Origin of the sequence: Halalkalibacter kiskunsagensis, assembly GCF_037027555.1 — a bacterium.
In the GTDB taxonomy this organism is placed as follows: Bacteria; Bacillota; Bacilli; order Bacillales; family Bacillaceae_D; genus Halalkalibacter; species Halalkalibacter kiskunsagensis.
This window is the reverse complement of the sequence record NZ_JAXBLX010000068.1, coordinates 1-20,395: the sequence shown is the minus strand read 5'-3', so window position 1 is coordinate 20,395 and position 20,395 is coordinate 1. Positions and strand designations below refer to the sequence as shown.

Below are 20,395 nucleotides of genomic sequence, written 5' to 3'. Positions count from 1 at the left end.
GGTTGGTTTTTACCTTTTTGACTTTCCTCGAAGCGCTGAGCGGAACCGCTGCAAGGTTTTAAGTAAGAACTGAGTGGGTTTTTCAGTTCTTTACGCGCAGCGAGAGAAGCCAGTGCAACATCCTTGAATACTAAAGAAATAATAAGTCAAAAAGGTTGGTTTTTACCTTTTTGACTTTCCTCGAAGCGCTGAGCGGAACCGCTGCAAGGTTTTAAGTAAGAACTGAGTGGTTTTTTCAGTTCTTACGCGCAGCGAGAGAAGCCAGTGCCGCATCCTTGAATACTAAAAAAATAATAAGTCAAAAAGGTTGGTTTTAGAGGCCACTGAAAAAGGTTGCTTTTTACCTTTTTCAGTGGCCTCTAAGCAATGAGCGTAGCCGTTGCCTTGTTTTAAAGCCTTCTATAAGTGGGTTTCTCATAGAAGGCGCGCAAAGCGCGGAGCCATTGCCGCTTCCTTGATGGACTTTTTCAGTAACTTCTGGTTTTTACCTTTTTGAACATCTTCTCAAAATAGTATTAATTATTCAAAAATGTCGTACCTCTCTTATTTAAGCAGATAAAAAATGTCTGATTGTTGTAAAATGAGCTTTCGAATAAAGTAAACAATAGAAGATGAACATTTTTAGCAAAGTAAAGAAGTGAGAGGTGAAGGTATGTTTTGTGAAAAACAGTTTGCAAATCCAGATTCTAAGTATGGAATTCATCCTTTTTGGTTTTGGAATGGAAAAATGAATGAAGACGAAATTCGTCATCAAATTCAAGAAATGGCTAATAAAAACGTAGGGGGCTTCTTTTTATGTGCGCGCCAAGGGATGAGCGTTCCTTATTTATCAAATGAATGGTTTGCAAAAGTTACGTATGCAATTGAGGTTGCCGCTAGTTATCAGCTTGAAGTTTGGCTCTATGATGAATATCCTTATCCAAGTGGAATGGCTGGAGGAGAAGTGATTTTAGAACATGCGGACGCGAAACATTATTCACTTATTCATCAAGTAGAAAAAGTAGAAGGAGGAACAAAAGGAAGTTTTGAAATGCCATGGGCACGCGTCCTTTCTGCCAAGGCCGTTCCTATTAGTGAGGAGACAAAAAAGCCAGTATGGGAAGACGCGATAGACGTAAATGATTTTATCGGAAATTTACAAGTCGAGCCAGTTTTTCAAAAAACAGGACTGACTGCGTATAACCAAAAAAGATTCTTCACGTATAAACCAAAGAAATTTCTCAATTGGACAGCTCCTAAAGGTACATGGGAAGTTCATTGTTTCCTTGAAGAGGAGATTAGTGACTTTAAATATTATGGGACATTTGTAGATCCTTGTCATAAAGAAGCGATGGCAACATTTATTGAAAGCACCCATGAGCGTTATGCAAGCGAGATAAAACACCATTTTGGAAAAACGGTGAAGGGAATGTTTTCAGATGAAATTGGTCTATTAGGTAAGTTGCCTTGGTCTCCAAAGCTATTATCCTTTTTCAAAGAAAAAAATGGGTATGATTTGAGAGATTGTCTACAATTACTTATAGATAACGATGGGGGTTTAGCTTCTAAAGTTCGGTACGATTATTTTCAAGCGATTCATCTGCTTTTACGAGAAGCTTATCATAAACAGGTTCATGATTGGTGTGAAAAAAATGACATGCAATATGTCGCAGAAGTTCCTGCCGTTCGAATGACAACTCAGTTGTATAGTCATGTTCCTGGTGGTGACAGTGCTCATGAGAAGCTTGGTAGATCACTAGAGTGGATTTTAGAAACGTATTTTTCTAGCTTTCGTGCGAATCCAAAAATGATCAGTTCGGTCAGCAATCAACTAGGGAGAGAACGTGCGTTAATTGAATGCTTTCATAGTGTTGGTTGGTCGATGACCTTGCAAGACGCGAAATGGATGATCGATCGATTGGCTGCTTTTGGAGTGAACTTTTTCAATTTCCATGCTTTCTTTTATACGCTCGATGGACTCGTGAAGCATGATGCTCCACCTTCGCAGTTTTTGCAAAATCCATATTGGAAACATTTCAAATTGTTAGGTGATTATACGAAAAGAATCAGTTTCCTCATGAGTGAGGGAACACTTGTACGTTCGATTGCTGTATTGGATCCAACGACAAGTCTCTGGGAGCATATGGGTAACCCATTTAGAGGGTTTGATTATAGTGGAGAAGATGAAAAAGAACAAAGGAAATTAGAGAAGTTAAAACAGCATTGGTCTGACATATGTATCAGCTTAACAACTCATTATAAAGATTATGATCACCTTGATCCTGAGCTGTTAGAGCAAGCCGAAATCAAAAATAATACAATCCAAATTGGCAAAGCGACCTATTCGGTTCTGATTCTCCCGCCTATGACGAATGTTGAATCAGCGGCATGGATGAAAATAAAACAATTTATTGAGCAAGGCGGAACTGTCATTGCAAATTGTCTTCTACCTACTGAGTTGATCGACCGTCATGATTCGAATGTGGACGAGATCTTAGAGACATTCGGGGTATCTCATCAATCGGAAGATGATTTTTGGAACGAAAACCCAACACCTCCACAGACGGAACTCTTTTCAAAAGGGAAGAACCATGCTTATTTTATCTCAGTTACTGCAAAGAAACATGAACGAATTCAAACACTACTGACGTTGATTGATGATCATTTAAAGGAAGATATCACATTTTTGACAGAAAAAGGTGGAACCTCCTTCTTACTGCAACAGCGTAAAATAGACGATCAGTCCAATTTGGTGTTTATAAGCAATCAGGAAGGAGAGAATCAGAAGACGACCCTTTTGATTAAATTAAAAAATGAAGAGGTTGTATGTAGCCGATTGGATATAGAAACTGGGAAAATAGAACAAATCCATGCGACTAAATCAGGTGATGGTTGGAGAGTGGAGTTGGACTTTGCTCCTTACCAATCACAAGCGATTCAGGTTAGAAACGGGAAGGAATTAAACGACAAAAATGTAATCCCTTACAAAAACGAGAAAACGTCACAATGGAAGCTGTCATCTATAGAAGGATGGGATGTATGCCCACTTCAAGATAATATGATACGATTTGATACTTTTGAGCTGACATTAGGTTCAGAGGAAGAAGGGATGCCTACTGGCCAAGTCCAAGTAAAAACATTTATCGATCAGTGTGAGGATTTAGCAAAAAGGAAAAACCTTCCAGTTAGTTTTAAGCAAATTTTTGGCACACCGATGAGACTGAATATGGATTATCCGATCGAAGCTAGCTATGCTACTCATTTTACTATAGATGAGATGCCTAGTCGTTGTTTCGTCGTTATGGACCTTCATGCAATATCAGGGAACTATGAAATACTAATCAATGGTTCGCCTGTTAACAGCGATAGCTTCAGGCAACGGTTTATCTATGATCATATGAATCAAGTATGTGACATTCACTCCTTGATTAAACAAGGCAAAAATACGATAACAGTGAAAGTTTCAATTGAACATGATTGGGATGGTGTAGTCGATGCCTTTTATATTATGGGGGATTTTGGGGTTGGGTTTGATGAACAGAATAGTTCTGTCATCACAACTCTTCCGCAAAATGCCCGTTCGCTAGTAGGTCCATATGAAGGGCTTCCGTTTTATGCAGGAACGATATCATTTAAACGTGACGTTAATGTAACTGACTTACCTGAAATAGAAGAATTTGTCGTAAGCTTTGATGAGTTTGATCAGTTTCACGACTGTGCTGAAGTATTCATAAATGGACAGTCGCTTAGTGTAAGAGCATGGTCTCCATATGAGTGGAGTGGAAAAACGAACATTCTTGTGCACGGTGAGAATGTCATAGAAGTTCAAGTGACAACGACACTAATTGGCTTGCTGGAAGGGAAATATTTTGATTACAAGACGCATTCATTAAAGGATGTACGGATTCTAGAAAACTAGTTCAAACTAGAAAGGATTGATACAAATGAACAAATATGGTTCTACTACATGGTTTATTCCAGACGGGTTCATCCCTAAGAAAAGTTCAGGTGAATTAGAAAGTCATGAAGCGATCTGTCTACTGAACTCGAGTAAAGAAACCGCTGAAATTACCGTTACAGTTTATTTTGAAGAAGACGAACCTATCAAGGACATTAGATTTCAAGTAAAAGGAGAACGGACGAAACATATCCGCACTGATTATTTGGTAGGAAAAGATGAAAAGAAGATTTTAAGAGGTGTACCTTATGCGTTAAAAGTAGAAAGCAGTCTTCCGGTTATAGTTCAATTTAGTCGAATGGATGCTACACAATCAGCCAATACATTAATGACAACGATGGCTTATGCAATAAACGAATCTTACTAAGAGGTGAAGACTTGTGGATAAAATGATGAAAAAAGAATTACTAATAGCAGAACTTGAAAAAACAGATGGTATATTCACATTAGCGCCAGCATGGGTTCCGAGGTCTTTTATGATCCCAGGAAAACGGTTAAAGTTACACCCTGATGATTTGTATGCTCTTGGAAAAGAAAGAGGCGGGATCAATGAGCGCTGGTTTGCATCAACAACTCAAGCCGATAATGGACCGGAAACTCCAGTAGATGAAGGATTAAGTTACATTGTTATTAAGAATGAAGGGCAGATTCATAAAGTTTTGTTAAAAGAGGCAATTGAAATCATGGGAGATGATCTTTTAGGAAAGGCAGTCATGAAAACACATGGCGGATGGACTGTATTAACGAAATTTTTCGATAATTATGGTCCAATTCCCTTTCATATTCATCAAATGGAGGAACATGCAAAAGATGTAGGGAAAGATGGCAAGCCAGAATCTTATTATTTTCCTCCTCAATATAACCAAATTGTCAATGCATTTCCGTATACGTTTTTTGGACTTGATTCTATTACAACGAAGGAGGACATCAAACGCTGTCTAGCGAATTGGGAAAACGGGGATAATGATATTTTAAAATACTCAAAAGCATACCGCTTAACACCTGGAACAGGGTGGGATGTACCTGCTGGAATTCTTCATGCACCAGGCTCGCTAGTCACGTATGAATTACAAAAAAATGTCGACATCTTTGGTATGTTTCAGTCCATTGTGGAAGGCAGGTCTGTACCAAGAGAGTTACTCGTAAAAGATGTACCAGAAGAAAAATATGAGGATTTAGATTACCTTGTAGGGATCGTAGATTGGGAGACGAATACGGATCCGAACTTTATGAAAAATCATTATCGTATACCCAAACCAGTAAGTCAGTTAGAAAACATGCAAGAACAAGGGTTTGAGGAGTATTGGATCGTCTATGATAATGAATATTATTCTGCAAAAGAGCTAACGGTTTATCCAGGGAAATCTGTTCATATTACAGATGACGAAGCGTATGGTTTCATCGTAGTGCAAGGAAGAGGCTATCTTGATAGAGTGAATGTTGAGTGTCCAGGAATGGTTCGGTTTACCGACCTGACTTCTGATGAAGGGTTTGTCACAAAAAACAAAGCGAAGAACGGAATTACTATAAAAAATGAAAGCGAAGTTGAAAATTTAGTAATGTTGAAACACTTTGGCCCCAGAGTCTAAAAATATAAAGTTAGGCTCCCATCCTATCCCTTTATATAGGATGGGAGCCTAACTTCTGTTTATACTCTTAAGAAACAATCCTAAACTCAGAAGCGAGAATAGCTTCATTGCCATCTGACCAAAACTCTTTTATCATTCGATATTCTCCCTCAGTTAACTGATACTCTAAATCTTCCACTTTTAAGGTGATTTCACTCGCTGTTTTTTCCTTTAGCATGTTGTCAATTTCTATATAAATAGAACTAGCATCCTCTGAGAAAGGAACCTTATACCAAGATTCATTTATACGCTTTTCTAACTGATAATACTCAACGAATCCAACATCATGAGGTCCGAAATTGCTTAATTTGAAAGAAATCTCATCAACAGTTGGGGGATACGTTTCCTTAGCGGATTTCATTTCCAAAACTAAATCTTCATTTTCTATAAAACTTGGTAAATTCTTTTCATAATTACTCAGTTCTATCAGTTCCATTGTTTGAGATTGACAGCCGATCATTATAAGAGTGAAAATACACAATGAAGTTAATCGGAATTTACTTTTCATAACATAATCCTCCTGAATACTAATACGTTCCTCTTAATCGTTAGACGCTTTAAACTGTAGAAACGTTTCTTGCAAAATGAAATGTTTCACTATGGTTGATTCTTTAATGAATTTCAACTAAAAACTTGGCTAACAAACATAGGCAGTTACCTATTCATCGCATGTTTATAGACATATGCTAAATTACTTACAAATGTATGGAGGGTGATTACATGTTTTTGAATTTATTTCCTGCGAGTCCAATTATGCCTACCGTTTCAACTGGCCCAAGCTTTCAGCCACAACCGTTTCCGGGTTCAAGTGCAGGACCACAAGTGCCATCACCATAGACACAGTTGATTTCCGAGTTTCAACAACTATCAAGCAACCCTCAAGCTGCCCAACAGTTCTCTCAAGGTGCGACACCATTTGGTCCAGGAGCGAAGGAAGATGGACAATTTTATCATTAAGAGGGTTTGGTTGGATGCCGAGAATAGTGTTAATGTATGTTATCAGATCGAATCCATTTGGGCGTACAGAAGGGTTTATTTTTCCAACTTTCACATATGGTTCGTTTCCGACAAGTCAAATTATAGGGTTTAGGTGTTAAGGATAAGCAACGCGTATCATCCTCAATCAATTCGGTCGTTGCCGAATTTTCGTTAATTTGCGATCATTGTTATAATTTCATGTAACTCTTTCATGTGAAAATGAGTGCACTAGTAGGCTGAAGTTGTTCTGCTAGGGAGTGCTCATTTTTTATTGTATAGAGGGGAGGTCTAAGCAAGTAGTCGAATGTTTAAACAATATATAGAAGTGGTATAATCATGACTCAGTGGAAAGAGAAGTAAATAATATAGATAATTTGAGCCATTAGACGGTAAATGTGAGGAGTACAATAATGAATAAACTTAAAGAATTATTGAGACGAATCGATAAAAAAGGGTATAAAACATACAAAGATATACAAGGGAACTATTCGTTTGCAGCTTTTACTTGTTCGGTGTTATGGGCAACTTGTGAGGCAATAGAGTCAATTTCTTTAGTCAAAAGTTCAAGGTCACGTTTAGTAACCATGTCTTCAAGGTCTAGTTTGGTAGCAATACGTTCGAGATCGTGTTTATAAACCATGTTTGAATCAAGTGTATCTACTCGCTGGTTTAATGATTGCAGTTCCTTAAGGATTAAGTCTAATTTTTCCATTTTAATACCACCCTTCTATATCCTTTAGAACTGCCTAACTAAGAGAACAAAATAAAATACTTCTAGTAGAAGTAATTACAGCAATAATAGCATAATCGATTGTAAAGATTCATCTATTTCTTGAGACCCACACCTGGCAAAGCTATATTCCACCATATAGGTAAAAGGATTCATGACATGTAAAAAATACCAGTCAAATGAAGTTAAAATTATTTTGGGATGTCTATCACTTCTACTGTTTATTCGAGAGGTCAACTTATCTACCATTTTCTAGTCCGTTTAAGTAGTATTATTATCTGTTGTTGTTGGATTTATTATTCTATCTGGTCTTTTCAAGAATGGACTAATTTACTTGAAAATTTACTCTCCATGTTGCACCTATTATGCTTTTTTCTATTCCCATGGTTTATCGGTAGTAATAAAACTGGCCAATTCTTTACTTTTTATTCTGTGCTCTTTACGTTTAGCTGCTCGGTCTTTTCCTGTTTCATGTAGTTTAATTTCTTCTTTTGTTTGAGGTATGACTTGTGGAACTTTTGTTGGTTTTCCAAACTCATCTAGAGCTACGAATGTTAAAAAAGCAGTTGCTGCTATTTTTCGTTCACCGGTTAGCAAATTCTCTGCAATGATTTTAACAAAAACTTCCATTGAACTTGTTCCTGTCCAAGATACAAACGAGATAAAAGAGACCGAATCATCAGGTGTGATGGGATTTAGAAAGTCAACGGAATCAGTAGATGCAGTTACACAGCCTTTTCTCGAGTGCCTTGTCGCTGAAATCGAAGCAATCATATCAACATCGCTCATTAATTTCCCACCAAATAGTGTATTGTGGTTATTTATATCATTTGGAAACACTCTGCTCGTACGAACGACTCTAGATTCATTTACAAATTTCGATTCCATAGTTACCTCCAAGTTTGGTATTGCACTTGCATATTTTGAGATCTCAGTTACTATTCTTTAATCTTAATTTTGTTATAGTTTATGAAGACAAAGTGAGGGAAATCCCAATTAACAAACGTAATTAATTCTTTAGTAATACCTATCAGCCATCTTATTCTTTAACCAACACCTCTCCCATTATGAAAGCAGAATTGGTCCTATAATTGCACTGATATTACCCATTTTTTTGCCGTTCGCAAATAAAATCTAAAAATAATCCAAATGTCTCGACATCTGTTAATTTCTACATGTCATTTGCTGATTTTGTAGCCCAATCAGAGAATGGTTTTCCAATTAACTCACTACTTAATAGTGATGCGACTTTAAGAAATGTACCTAGATCATCTGCTGGAATCCGCTCTAATAAATTAGTGATTTGCAAATGTGGATGTGCGTTATTTTCTTTAATGAAATTATGTACAAACTTATGCCCTTTTTCTGTTAATGTTAGCTCTTTTGTGCGAGCATCATTCCCGTTATTAATGTAAACGAATCCTTCATCTTTCAATTTAGTTAGTTGCCGAAATACATTTGAAATATTTGTTTGAGCTAAGTAGGTTAGCTCAGTCATCGTAATATTCGGATCAAAATAGAGAATCCATAATATACGGAAACTTGGAAAGGATACTTGGTCTAACTGTTTCTTTATATCGTTTTCTATTGCAAAGTTCAGCCCTCGAATAAAAGCGAAGGCTAGATAACTTTTAGCAAATAGATCTTTCGATTGTGTCATAATGCTCCTCCTAGTAATGCAAAAAGTGTAACTCTAACGTACATATGTCTTTAATAGAATCAATTCAGAAGTAAGTTTAGTAAATTCATTATTGCCACTTGTGTTTTCTTTAAACGGCAAATGTCATGATGGTTCTATTGCTACATACTTTAGACTATTCTTAATTTTGTGCAAATGTATATGAAGATCATCTATATGGTTATGGGGAAATGTTTTTTATACTAATGAAGTGGTTACTAAGCTAAGGAGGCAAATCATGAACTCAACTAAAAATCAAAAATTATTAAATGATGAACAAATGAGAAAGTTTATTACTGATGGGTTTCTTTTACTTGAAACAGATTTTTCGAGCGAATTTCATCAACAGTTGACGAAACAATTGGATATGGCATATCACGACGGGAATCCGGGAAACAATTTGTTGCCGAAAGTACCGGAACTGCAAAGGGTGTTTGATCATCCTGTAATTACAGGTGGATTAACGAGTGTACTTGGTGAAAATTACATGCTGCATGCTCATAGACATGGGCATTTTAATGCAGCCCCAAAAGCAGGTGGGTGGCATAAAGACAGCTATTGGGGGTATAGGAGAATGAGGAATCATCATCCTTGGTGGGCGATGATCATGTATTTTCCACAAGATACACCAATTGAACTTGGTCCAACAGGAATTATGCCCGGGACTCAAAACTATGAATCGCGAATCTTCCCAGAAGATGAAACGGAAGAAGAAATATTAGCGAGTGGAAAAGCAGGAACATTTGCTTTAATTCATTATGATATTTGGCATCGTGCAAACGCCAACCAGTTAGGGAAGTCACGCTATATGTTGAAATTTGAATTTATGAGAACTGAAGTACCTGTAGCACCTACATGGGACAATCAAGAGGTAGAGTGGAAAAAAACTGATACGTCATTAGCTCCTTTATTACAGCAAGAGGTGATGTGGGAAGAAACGTGGAATTGGCTAACTGGGAAACTGGGAAGTATTGCCAATACGACGATTGAAAATGAAGGGAGAATTCAAGAGCTTGCTAATTTAATTGAGGATGACTTTGAACCTAATGCACTAAGAGCATCATATGAATTAGCTAGAAGTGGAAAACGAGGAGTGGATACGTTGCTTATGCAACTTCACCATGAAAACGTTGCTGTCTCTCGTATTGCGTCTTATGGATTATCAGTATCCGGAAAAGATAGCATTCCCGGTTTAGTAAAGGCGCTGGAAAGCTCCAGGCCGGAAACTGTTATTCATGCAGCATTTGCACTAGGGGAACATCGTCACCTAGCAAGAGAGGCAGTTCCAGAGTTAAACCGCTTACTTGAGCATGCATCAGTACATGAAAGACGCACAATTGTTGAATCATTAGGGATGATTAAAGCACCAGAAGAAGAGGTCGTAATAGGTTTAATTAAGTGCTTACAAGATCAGGACACTCAAGTCCGATTTATGGCTGGCCTTTCACTATGTCGTCTAGGTGCAACTGCTGAAAAAGCAGTCCCTGAACTCGAAATAGCCCTTGATGATGACAATCGTTATGTCCGTGCCCATGCAGCAGAAGCCCTTCGTTATATCGGAACAGAACAAGCAAAGGACGTCCTACTAAAATATCTATTCAACACACGCTGGTGCGCATCCACAACAGCAGAAAGTACATTTTAGAGTTTGTTCAAAAAGGGACGTTTTTCAAGGCCGCTGAAAAAGGTACGTTTTTCACCTTTTCCAGTGGCCTTTAAGCAATGAGCGGAACCGTTGCTTTGTTTTAAAGGCTGCTATGAGTGGGTTTCTCACAGCAGCCGCGCAACGTGTGGAGCCATTGCTACTTCCTCGAATCTGCTAAAAAGGACTTTTTCAGTGCGCTCCGTTTTTCCCCTTTTTGAACAAACCAGAAGCAATGTCCTTTAATCAGAATGTTTAATCATGTCCCGATAATTTGTAGCAGTGAATCCAGTAAACTCCTTGAAATTACGTGAAAAATAGGGGAGATCCATTCCGACTAAATCAGCAACTTCTGAAACGCTGTAGTCTGAACTGATTAATAAATGTTTCGCTCTTTCCAAACGTAGCTTTTTAATGTATTGAATGGGGGAAGAGCCCGTAACTTCCTTGAATACTTTAATGAAATAGTTTGGATGAAAGTTCACGATTGCTGCTAGTTGTTCAATGGAAAGACTATCTCTAATATGTTCATCAATATAGTGTATGACATCTCTTATGTTATCAAAAGATGTATGTTTCATGATGTTGGTATGAGTTTGGTTACGTTCATCAATAAAGAGTGCTAGTATAGCTAAGAGAATGGATTGAATGTGAAACTCACTCGATAATTTATCACTATTTGAGTAATGAATGAGTTCCTGAAACTGTTCTTGTAGCTTTTGTGGATCCTTTACTTTTATAGAGATAGGGGTGTCAACAATATCTAAAAGATGGGAGCTGCCAAGTGTTGCAGAAAAGTGGCACCAATACTTACCAAACGTATTTTCATTAAGTGTACCATAAGATTGGATCGCCCCAGCTGGGAGAAGGTACAGTTCTCCTGGCTTAGGGTAGTATGTATCTTGATTTACTCTCACAAAACCTTCACCTTCTATAATGTAATAAAGTTTATGAAAGTCCGGCGTGAAATGAAACTCATTCCAAGTGGTAGGGACTTTCGTGTAAGCTGCAAAGGATAAATTAAGCCTCGCATGTCCTATATAGTTTCTCCAAAATTTTTTCTGACTTCTTTCCATATAAAAATCCTCCACGTATAAAATCATCTAAATTGTACTGTATATAGTTATGTTATAGGTTCAATTGACCATGCATGAACTCCTGCTGATCGTGTTGGTATTTTATTTACTATAAGTTTGTAGTAATCATAAAATCAGTAATTCCAAAGCTTAGCTCTTACGATGGTAAACTAGTTAAATTTGACTGTGCTCTATATTTATGAGAAGAAATAATAAAGAATTGAAAATGTAAGAAAACAAAAGTACGATAGGGCTATAATGGTACTTAAATGAAGGAGGGCTTTTTAATGGCAAACATTACGTTTGAAATTAAAGAAACGATTGCCGTTTTATCAGAAAGTGCAAAAGGTTGGAAAAAGGAACTCAATCTTATTAGTTGGAACGGGCGAGACCCAAAGTATGATATACGTGAATGGTCACCCGACCATTTGAAAATGGGAAAAGGAGTGACGTTATCTGAGGAAGAGGTTGCTATTCTTGTTCAAGCATTAACAAAAGATTGATTGAAAGAAAGCGGAAATGTAATAGAAAGCAAGAACCCCTAGTTAGTATGTCTAGGGGGTTTTTCAATTCATCTGGTTGATGACGGATCTTTATACAATCAATGATGGATTTTAAACGCTCTAACTCTCTATCGTTCATCGTATGAATGCGTTCAATTTCATTTTTCAAGTACGTAATGGTGTTGTCTTCGTCTTTTTCTTTGTTTGCTTGGATGAAATAAGCGGCAATGGAACTAGTCACCATGCCAAGAAGACCAATGCCAAAAAGCATAAGGACAATCGCAATTAAACGGCCAAAAATAGTAACGGGAGAAATATCACCATAGCCTACAGTCGTTGCAGTAACGACAGCCCACCAAACAGCATCTGTATAGGAAGGAATGGAAGGCTCAATCATTTGAATTGGAATCGCAGCAACAAAAATTAAGATAAAAAGTGTAGCGAGAACTCGATCCAAGTGATTCGTTCGAATGATTTGATAAAAGGGTTTTAAATAGTGACCTACAATCGCAATTGCTCTAATAAGCCGTATTAACCGAGCTAATCTTGCTAGTCGAAAAATACTATCAAGTGGAATGATGGCAATAATATCGAAAGGATTTCGTTTAATATAGTCCCACTTATTTTCACTTTTAATAAAGCGTACACTAACATCAATGACAAAAATGATCCAAATATAAAAGTCGAGATTTTGAATGAAGGCATTGTCACTCATCATAAAAAGGATAGAAGCAAAAGCTAAAATAGCCATGGATATTTCATAAGTAAGTAAAAGCTTCGGATGGATTGCGTTTGCTTGCATGTTAGAGAGCTCTCCTTTCTAAATGATTTCACGTGAAAATTCAAAGATATTTTGTTTCTTTTTTTAGAAATCGCGCCTTTATTACTTTTTCCAATTGGATGGAAAGCATGTATTGTAGGTGGATGCAATATGAAAGTGAAAGAGTGATCATCATCACTTTCTTTTTCGTGTAAAGTTCTATAATGGAGGAAAAAGTGTTGAAAACAGATGATTACATTTATGTCATCAATGGAGGATAAAAAGTGGACGTAATTATATCATTATTAGGTGAACCGTTGTTATTATTATTTGTTATCTTGTTTTTAGGATCAATGATCGGTCAAGCGAAGGTGAGAGGATTAAGTTTAGGCACCTCTGGTGTGCTTTTAGTTGCGATGTTATTCGGTCATTTAGGATACCAGGTTTCTGCGATGGTGCAAAATTTAGGACTGAGTTTGTTTATTGTTGCTGTTGGCTTACAAGCGGGTCCTCGTTTCTTTCGAATGATGCGCTCAAGTGGAATTGTATTTGGTATTATTGGGCTTCTTATCGTGCTTGTTGCTTCCGTTACGACAGTCATTGTATCGAAGCTGTTCGGTTTGTCGCCTGCACTAAGCATTGGTCTTATGACAGGAGCTCTTACTAGTACCCCTGGATTAGCCGCGGCTCTTCAAGCGACAAATGACCCTTTAGCTTCAGTTGGTTATGGAATTGCTTATCCATTTGGTGTCTTAGCAGTCGTGTTATTCGTTCAGCTTTTACCTAGAGTTCTTAAGGTGGACTTGGTGAAAGATTTGAACCGAACAGTTGATCCTGTACGGAATGAGCGCTCTCCTGAAGTAATTACGATCGAAGTAACGAATCCTTCAATTAATAAACGTACGCTAAAGGAACTAAGGTTTAATCAATATAAATCCGTTGTCATTAGTCGCGTCATACGCGGCGACCGTAATATTATTGCCTTAAACGATACCGTAATTCTACGAGGAGATCGTCTAGTAGCAGTAGGATTGCGGGAAGATTTAGATCACATTTGTAATGATATTGGCAGAGAAGTAGAGGCAGACTTTAAAAATTCTGACCACGTGAAGCTTCGGAAAGTGGTCGTGAATTCAGAGGAAATGATTGGAAAGAACTTAAGAGAATTAGAGTTGAGAAGAATGTACGGCGTAACCGTCACTAGGATTGAGCGTGGGGGCTTTGAATTTAATCAAAATTCCAAGTGGCGGATGGAACGAGGCGATGTCTTATCTCTTGTGAGTAGTGAAGATCGTTTAAACGATGTCGAGAAATTATTTAGTAAAAAAACGCTAACTGTAACAAATGTGCATATTTTTTCTTTGAGTTTGATTTTATTAATAGGGATCGTAGTAGGGATGATTCCTATTCATTTACCTCATTTAGGTACGCTAACGCTAGGAGTGGCTGGAGGCCCTTTATTCGTAGCACTTCTAATTGGACACTTTGGAAAGCTTGGTCCGATTCGTGCCCGTTTTTTTCAACCATCTAATCAAGTAATTCGCGATCTAGGGCTCGTGCTTTTTCTAGCAGGAGCAGGTACGACTGCAGGTCAAGGTCTTGTAGGAGTAGTTCAATCAGAAGGTATTAGTCTTGTAATGGGAGGTGCATTGATTACCACTATTCCAATTATTGTTGGTTTTTTACTAGCGAGAAAAATATTTCGATTAAGTGTAGTACACTCATTAGGTGCTTTGTGCGGGGGGTTAACGAGTACGCCGGGACTAGGCGCAGTCAATCAGATTATTGAATCAGAAGATCCAGCAATAGCTTATGCAGCTGCTTATCCTTTTGCCCTTATCTTCGTCACTATAGCTGCACAAATACTAATCTTTTTCTTATAAAGGGTTATCGAACAAAGAGATAGAAATATATAGTATGTTTCAAAAAAGTAAACCCTAAAAACAATAAAAGGTGTTCAAAATGAAAAAAAGATTCACGATTGGTCAGTTATCTAAGCTACACAGTATCCCGGTCAAAACGTTAAGGTACTATGATGAAATCGGATTATTTAAACCAGTTGAAGTGGATGTAATAAATCAATATCGGTATTACTCAATTGAACAGTTTGAGCAATTAGACATTATCCTGTATTTGAAAACGTTAGGTGTACCTTTAAAAGAAATCAAACAGCAAATTGCCAATAAAAGTTTAGATGAATTAGTTGAGGCGTTGAAATTCCATAAAAACCGTACGGAACAAAAAATAAAAGAATTGGAGAGGATTAATCAGCGGTTTGAAAACCGAATTACAGAGATCGAAGGAACGCGAAGCATTGTTAATATTGATGTACCGGTTGTAAAAGAAGTTGCTGAACGAATGATTGTTGAAGTAAAAGGAAAAATACGATCTCTTTATGAACTTGAATTATCTCTGCGAAAGATAAAGAAAGAATTTCATCAAGTATCACCTATAATCATTGGCAAGGTGGGATTAACTCTTTCCATTGAAGACATAAAAAAGGGGAATTACTTACAGTATAATTCTATTTTTATCTTATTAGAGAAAGCAGATCAATTATATGCGAGCCATGAGATGGTGTCAGTTATACCAAAAGGAACATATGCATCAATTTATTACCGAGGGGATACAACCGAGGCAAAGAATTATTATCAGTTGTTATTAGAGTTAATAAAAGAGAAAGAGCTTGAACCGAAGGGCGATTGTATTGTACGCACAATCATTGATCGATTTATAACAAATGATCCCAATGAGTACTTAACAGAAATACAAATTCCTATTCAACCATTGACCCTCCAGTAACTGGACCCTTTAAGGTTGAGATATCAGATTGAGGGAGGGTTACGTGTAGAAATGGGAAAAATAAAAAAAGTTGACGAGCGTATTGATCATAAGTCGCAAAGAGTTGCCATTCTTTTAATGTTAGGGGCTTTGTCGGCGTTTGGACCATTAACGATTGATATGTATTTACCGGCCTTTCCAACGATGGCATTGAATTTTGATACGTCAGCATCACTGATTCAATTGAGTTTAACAGCTTGCTTACTTGGGCTAGCGTTTGGACAAATGATTGTCGGGCCACTTAGTGATATACATGGTCGAAAAAGACCTTTGCTGCTTGCTTTATCCTTGTATGCTGCTGCATCAGTATTATGTGCTTTTGCCCCGTCTATTTGGGTGCTAATTCTCTTTCGTTTTATTCAAGGGGCTGCTGGAGCGGCAGGGATGGTTATTTCTCGTGCGTGCGTACGTGACATGTATTCGGGAAGCGAAATGACCAAAATGTTCTCAGTGTTAGTTTTAATAATGGGGGTTGCTCCAATTTTTGCACCTGTAGCAGGTGGGTTCCTATTGAATTTTGTATCTTGGCGCGGAATTTTTGTGACACTTTTTAGTGTGGGAGTGGTTATGCTGGTATTAATTTATTTTCGCTTGCCTGAAACGCTTCATGTGGAAAAACGCTCAAAAGGTGGTCTTGCTCAAACAGTAACAACATTCAAAACGTTAGCAGGTGATCGTTCTTTTATTGGGTATGCATTAGTAGTCGGATTATCGTCAGGTGCGATGTTTGCTTATATTTCAGGATCATCCTTTGTTTTTCAAGAAATCTTTCAAGTCACACCTCAAGTGTATAGTTTTATTTTTGGTCTGAATGCGATGGGGTTAATTATCGCCTCGCAAATTACAGGAAGGTTAGCAGGTCGGATTGAGGAAAATAAATTTCTTATGTTTGGTTTAAGTATGATGCTAACTGGAGCTATTCTGTTGTTAAGCTTTACGATTAGCAGGCCTATGTTTATACCAATTCTATTAGCGTTATTTCTTGTTGTATCGAGTATTGGATTTATTAGTCCAAGTGGTGTCTCATTAGCAATGAGAAGTCAAGGAAAGCATGCAGGCAGTGCTTCTGCATTTCTCGGGTTATTTCAATTTGGAATTGGAGGAGTTATGGCACCGATCGTTGGGTTAAGTGGCAGTCATACGGCTATCCCAATGGGACTGGTTGTTGGCTTCTGCAGTATCAGTGCAATCATTGTTCATACATTTATGATTCGAAAGAAAAAAGTAAAAATTCATCAAGCTTTGACAGTTGAAAAAAATTAGTAAGGTATTCCACGTGGGATGCCTTTTTTAAGTAGAAAACATTTGCTTTTAGATGAAACCGTATGCGAAATATTGCTAATTTTTAATTATTAGCAGGGAAAATCGATAACTTTGTCGTATAGTAGCATATAGAAATTTTAAAAATAGAGTAAGTAGATGTTCGTAGGAGGATAACTTATGAGTGAAAAAGGCTTTTTTGGTGAATTTGGAGGAAGTTTTTTACCTGAAGATTTAGCAAATGTATTAGCAATTTTAGATGAGCAATTTGAAAAATATAAAAATGACCCTGAATTTATAGATGAATTTAAGTACTATTTACAAGAGTTTGTTGGACGTGAAAATCCATTAACATATGCAAGAAATTTAACTGAAACGATTGGCGGAGCAAAAATCTATTTAAAACGAGAAGATTTAAATCATACCGGTGCTCATAAAATTAACAATGCAATCGGACAAATTCTACTTGCAAAGCGCATGGGTGCTACGCGCATTATCGCTGAAACAGGTGCTGGTCAACACGGGGTGGCAACAGCAACAGCTTGTGCTATTTTTGACATGGATTGTACGATTTATATGGGCAAACTTGATACCGAACGTCAAGCATTAAATGTCTTTCGCATGGAATTACTTGGAGCAAAGGTTATGCCCGTTGACCAAGGACAAGGTCGATTAAAAGATGCGGTTGATGCAGCCTTAAATGACTTGGTTGAAAATTATCAAGATACATTCTATTTACTTGGTTCAGCAGTAGGCCCACATCCATTTCCAACGATGGTAAAGTTTTTCCAATCGATTATTAGTGAAGAATCAAAGCGTCAAATCCTAGAAAAAGAAGGGAAGCTTCCGACCGCAGTTGTTGCTTGTGCTGGTGGGGGAAGCAATGCTATAGGTGCATTTGCCCATTTTATCGATGAGCCAAGTGTCAGGTTAGTTGGTGTTGAACCTGCTGAAGCTCCATCATTAACAGAAGGAGTACCAGCTGTTATACACGGTTTTAAATGCTTGACCTTATTAGATGAAGAAGGTCAACCAAAACCGACGTATTCAATCGCAGCAGGCCTCGATTATCCTGGTATTGGTCCAGAACATAGTTATTTAAAAGTAAACGGTCGAGCAGAGTATGTAACCATTACAGGACAAGAAGCGTTAGAATGGTTCCAAAAGCTATCAAAAATAGAAGGAATTATACCAGCACTAGAAAGTGCACATGCTGTAGCACATGCTGTAAAACTGGCAAAGGAACTAAACAAAGAGGATATTATCATCGTTAATTTGTCTGGTAGAGGCGATAAGGACGTACAACAAGTTTATAATATGATACACGAATAATACAATCGTGATCAGTGAAACTCTGGCATGTTTTCTTAAAAACACAAAGATTAAAATAACTAGTAAAAAATAGACAGTTTTATACAATAGGATGAGAAATACTGAAAAAACTAGTGGATAGAAACCTCAACCTCTAATCAATAAGTGTTGCATTAAAAATGAGAGAAGGAGCGTAACCGCTACTTAAGTGATCATTAATAGACTGTGTAAAAGTAAGCCTTGACATGCTGTCGAGGTTTTTTGTCTTTTTTTGATTGTGAAATGCATGAATGGACATAAATATAATTATTAAAAATAATAGGATGTAATTTACTTAAATTAGGGTAACTCTAATAGTAACCATTATTCTTGGAGTGAGACAGATGACAAATATTAATGGACAAATTATATCAGGTGAATTTGACAAAGAAATGAATGAATTTATTCTTCAAAAAATAAAAAACCAACCGACGGAATCAATTATAAAAGAAAGTCAATTTTCAAGGCTTTATCGTTACTTGAAAGAACAAGAAGGGAGCACGGGATATCAAGTCATTACACTATATGATCAAATGTTGATTCCATTATCAAAAGACGATTTAAAAGCTTTATTATCTGATCTTGAGCGGCTTCAACATTTGTATCATTAATTGAGGGGGTTGTACGGTGAATTTTCTATGGGGGATTTTAGGGATTGTCACTGTTTTTGTTATTGCTTTTCTTTTTTCGAGTCATCGTAAGTCAATTAAGTTGCAAACAATCTTAGGGGGCTTAGCAATACAAATTGGATTTGCGTTTATCGTATTGAAATGGGAAATGGGTAAGGCATTTTTAGAATGGTTAACATTGGGATTTGCAGCCATTATTGATTATGCGTATGAAGGGATTGAATTTTTGTTTGGCGGCTTATTTGAAGCTGAAGGAATGGGGTTTATCTTTGCGATTCAAGTATTGACTGTCATTATATTTTTCTCATCTTTAATATCGGTTTTGTACTACATCGGTATTATGCAAAAGGTGATTCAAGTTATAGGTGGTGCTTTATCGAAGCTTCTTGGAACAAGTAAGGCTGAGTCTATGTCCGCAGCCGCAAACGTATTTGTAGGGCAAACAGAAGCGCCATTAGTCGTTCGTCCATATCTTGAGAAAATGACAAAGTCAGAGTTATTTGCGGTGATGACTGGTGGACTAGCCTCTGTTGCAGGCTCCGTTTTAATTGGTTATTCATTATTAGGTGTTCCGTTAGAATACTTGCTTGCAGCAAGCTTCATGGCTGCACCAGCGGGGTTAATTATGGCAAAAATGATTATCCCAGAAACAGAGAAATCACATACCTCAGATGAGATTCAGCTCGATAAAGATTTGGAATCTGCCAATGTTATTGATGCAGCTGCTCGTGGGGCGAGTGTCGGATTAACATTAGCATTAAATATCGGGGCAATGTTGTTAGCGTTTATTGCACTTATCGCTTTGATAAATGGAATCTTAGGTGCAGTTGGCGGCTGGTTCAATTTTGAGGGTCTAACATTAGAACTCATCCTTGGTGTTCTGTTTTCACCAATTGCTTTTGCGATTGGCGTTCCTTGGACAGAAGCACTTACTGCTGGAGGCTTCATCGGTCAAAAGCTTATTTTAAATGAGTTTGTAGCATATGCATCCTTTGCGCCTCAAATCGATGAGTTATCAGATAAAACGGTTGCAGTCGTAAGTTTTGCCTTATGCGGATTTGCCAATGTATCATCCATTGCAATCTTACTCGGAGGATTAGGCAACTTAGCCCCAAACCGCAGGCAGGATATCGCGAAGTTAGGCATGAAAGCAGTCCTCGCCGGAATGCTAGCATCCCTATTAAGCGCATCGATAGCAGGAATGTTATTTTAGAGTTATGTCAAAAAGGGTGACTTTCCCTTTTTGACATAACTCAGCAATGAGTGGAGTCGCTGCTTTGTTTAAAGCTAGCACCGAGTGGGCTTCTCGGGGCTGGCGCGCAGCGAACGGAGCCATTGCAAAAGCAACATAGGCAAAAAGGGTGACTTTCCCTTTTTGACATA

17 protein-coding genes are annotated in these 20,395 nt (G+C 37.6%); 12 read left to right on the top strand and 5 right to left on the bottom strand.

Annotated features, from left to right (window positions below; all coding sequences use genetic code 11):
* Positions 1–652: 652 nt before the first annotated feature.
* From SLH51_RS23120 to SLH51_RS23110, 3 genes are read left to right on the top strand one after another with little or no spacing between them, the layout of a single operon-like run.
* Complete coding sequence (locus SLH51_RS23120; protein WP_335963923.1) at positions 653–3,898, top strand: glycosyl hydrolase; 3,246 nt, start codon at positions 653–655, stop codon at positions 3,896–3,898.
* 25 nt (positions 3,899–3,923) lie between these two features.
* Entirely contained in the window at positions 3,924–4,304 is a 381-nt protein-coding gene (locus SLH51_RS23115; protein ID WP_335963922.1) for a sensory rhodopsin transducer, read from the top strand.
* Positions 4,305–4,326: 22 nt separating this feature from the next.
* Entirely contained in the window at positions 4,327–5,526 is a 1,200-nt protein-coding gene (locus tag SLH51_RS23110; protein ID WP_335963924.1) for a hypothetical protein, read from the top strand.
* 67 nt (positions 5,527–5,593) lie between these two features.
* Here the strand turns inward: SLH51_RS23110 and SLH51_RS23105 are convergent, their stop codons facing one another.
* Entirely contained in the window at positions 5,594–6,073 is a 480-nt protein-coding gene (locus SLH51_RS23105) for an immunoglobulin-like domain-containing protein (protein ID WP_335963920.1), read from the bottom strand.
* 880 nt (positions 6,074–6,953) lie between these two features.
* On the opposite strand from SLH51_RS23105, the gene SLH51_RS23100 reads away from it, so the two are divergent.
* The gene (locus tag SLH51_RS23100) at positions 6,954–7,178 is read left to right on the top strand and encodes an ABC-ATPase domain-containing protein (RefSeq protein WP_335963919.1); all 225 of its coding nucleotides are present in this window, start codon (positions 6,954–6,956) and stop codon (positions 7,176–7,178) included.
* Positions 7,179–7,648: 470 nt separating this feature from the next.
* Here SLH51_RS23100 and SLH51_RS23095 read toward each other — a convergent pair whose 3' ends face one another.
* Positions 7,649–8,161 (bottom strand): acyl-CoA thioesterase, encoded by a 513-nt coding sequence (locus tag SLH51_RS23095; protein WP_335963917.1) that lies wholly within the window; start codon positions 8,159–8,161, stop codon positions 7,649–7,651.
* A gap of 283 nt (positions 8,162–8,444) precedes the next feature.
* The gene (locus SLH51_RS23090) at positions 8,445–8,933 is read right to left on the bottom strand and encodes a MarR family winged helix-turn-helix transcriptional regulator (protein ID WP_335963915.1); all 489 of its coding nucleotides are present in this window, start codon (positions 8,931–8,933) and stop codon (positions 8,445–8,447) included.
* A 256-nt stretch (positions 8,934–9,189) separates the two neighbouring features.
* On the opposite strand from SLH51_RS23090, the gene SLH51_RS23085 reads away from it, so the two are divergent.
* Entirely contained in the window at positions 9,190–10,596 is a 1,407-nt protein-coding gene (locus tag SLH51_RS23085) for a HEAT repeat domain-containing protein (RefSeq protein ID WP_335963913.1), read from the top strand.
* A 239-nt stretch (positions 10,597–10,835) separates the two neighbouring features.
* Here the strand turns inward: SLH51_RS23085 and SLH51_RS23080 are convergent, their stop codons facing one another.
* Positions 10,836–11,669: an AraC family transcriptional regulator gene (locus tag SLH51_RS23080; RefSeq protein WP_335963912.1), complete on the bottom strand. Its 834-nt coding sequence runs from the start codon at positions 11,667–11,669 to the stop codon at positions 10,836–10,838.
* A gap of 287 nt (positions 11,670–11,956) precedes the next feature.
* Here SLH51_RS23080 and SLH51_RS23075 point away from each other — a divergent pair, with 287 nt between their 5' ends.
* Complete coding sequence (locus SLH51_RS23075; protein WP_335963911.1) at positions 11,957–12,172, top strand: YdbC family protein; 216 nt, start codon at positions 11,957–11,959, stop codon at positions 12,170–12,172.
* Here the strand turns inward: SLH51_RS23075 and SLH51_RS23070 are convergent.
* Positions 12,141–12,974, bottom strand: a complete 834-nt coding sequence (locus SLH51_RS23070) for a potassium channel family protein (RefSeq protein WP_335963910.1) — start codon at positions 12,972–12,974, stop codon at positions 12,141–12,143. The two genes, SLH51_RS23075 and SLH51_RS23070, sit on opposite strands and share 32 nt — an antisense overlap.
* Before the next feature lie 242 nt (positions 12,975–13,216).
* Between SLH51_RS23070 and SLH51_RS23065 the strand changes: the two genes are divergently transcribed.
* From SLH51_RS23065 to SLH51_RS23040, 6 genes are all read left to right on the top strand, one after another.
* Positions 13,217–14,815, top strand: a complete 1,599-nt coding sequence (locus SLH51_RS23065; protein ID WP_335963909.1) for an aspartate:alanine exchanger family transporter — start codon at positions 13,217–13,219, stop codon at positions 14,813–14,815.
* 79 nt (positions 14,816–14,894) lie between these two features.
* A complete protein-coding gene (locus tag SLH51_RS23060) occupies positions 14,895–15,734 on the top strand; it encodes a MerR family transcriptional regulator (protein ID WP_335963908.1) in 840 nt (279 codons plus the stop codon).
* A 51-nt stretch (positions 15,735–15,785) separates the two neighbouring features.
* Complete coding sequence (locus SLH51_RS23055) at positions 15,786–17,036, top strand: multidrug effflux MFS transporter (protein ID WP_335963907.1); 1,251 nt, start codon at positions 15,786–15,788, stop codon at positions 17,034–17,036.
* A gap of 177 nt (positions 17,037–17,213) precedes the next feature.
* Positions 17,214–18,365, top strand: a complete 1,152-nt coding sequence (gene trpB, locus SLH51_RS23050; RefSeq protein WP_335963906.1) for a tryptophan synthase subunit beta — start codon at positions 17,214–17,216, stop codon at positions 18,363–18,365.
* Between the two features lie 362 nt (positions 18,366–18,727).
* Complete coding sequence (locus tag SLH51_RS23045) at positions 18,728–18,994, top strand: hypothetical protein (protein WP_335963905.1); 267 nt, start codon at positions 18,728–18,730, stop codon at positions 18,992–18,994.
* 16 nt (positions 18,995–19,010) lie between these two features.
* A complete protein-coding gene (locus tag SLH51_RS23040) occupies positions 19,011–20,225 on the top strand; it encodes a NupC/NupG family nucleoside CNT transporter (RefSeq protein ID WP_335963904.1) in 1,215 nt (404 codons plus the stop codon).
* Positions 20,226–20,395: the final 170 nt, after the last annotated feature.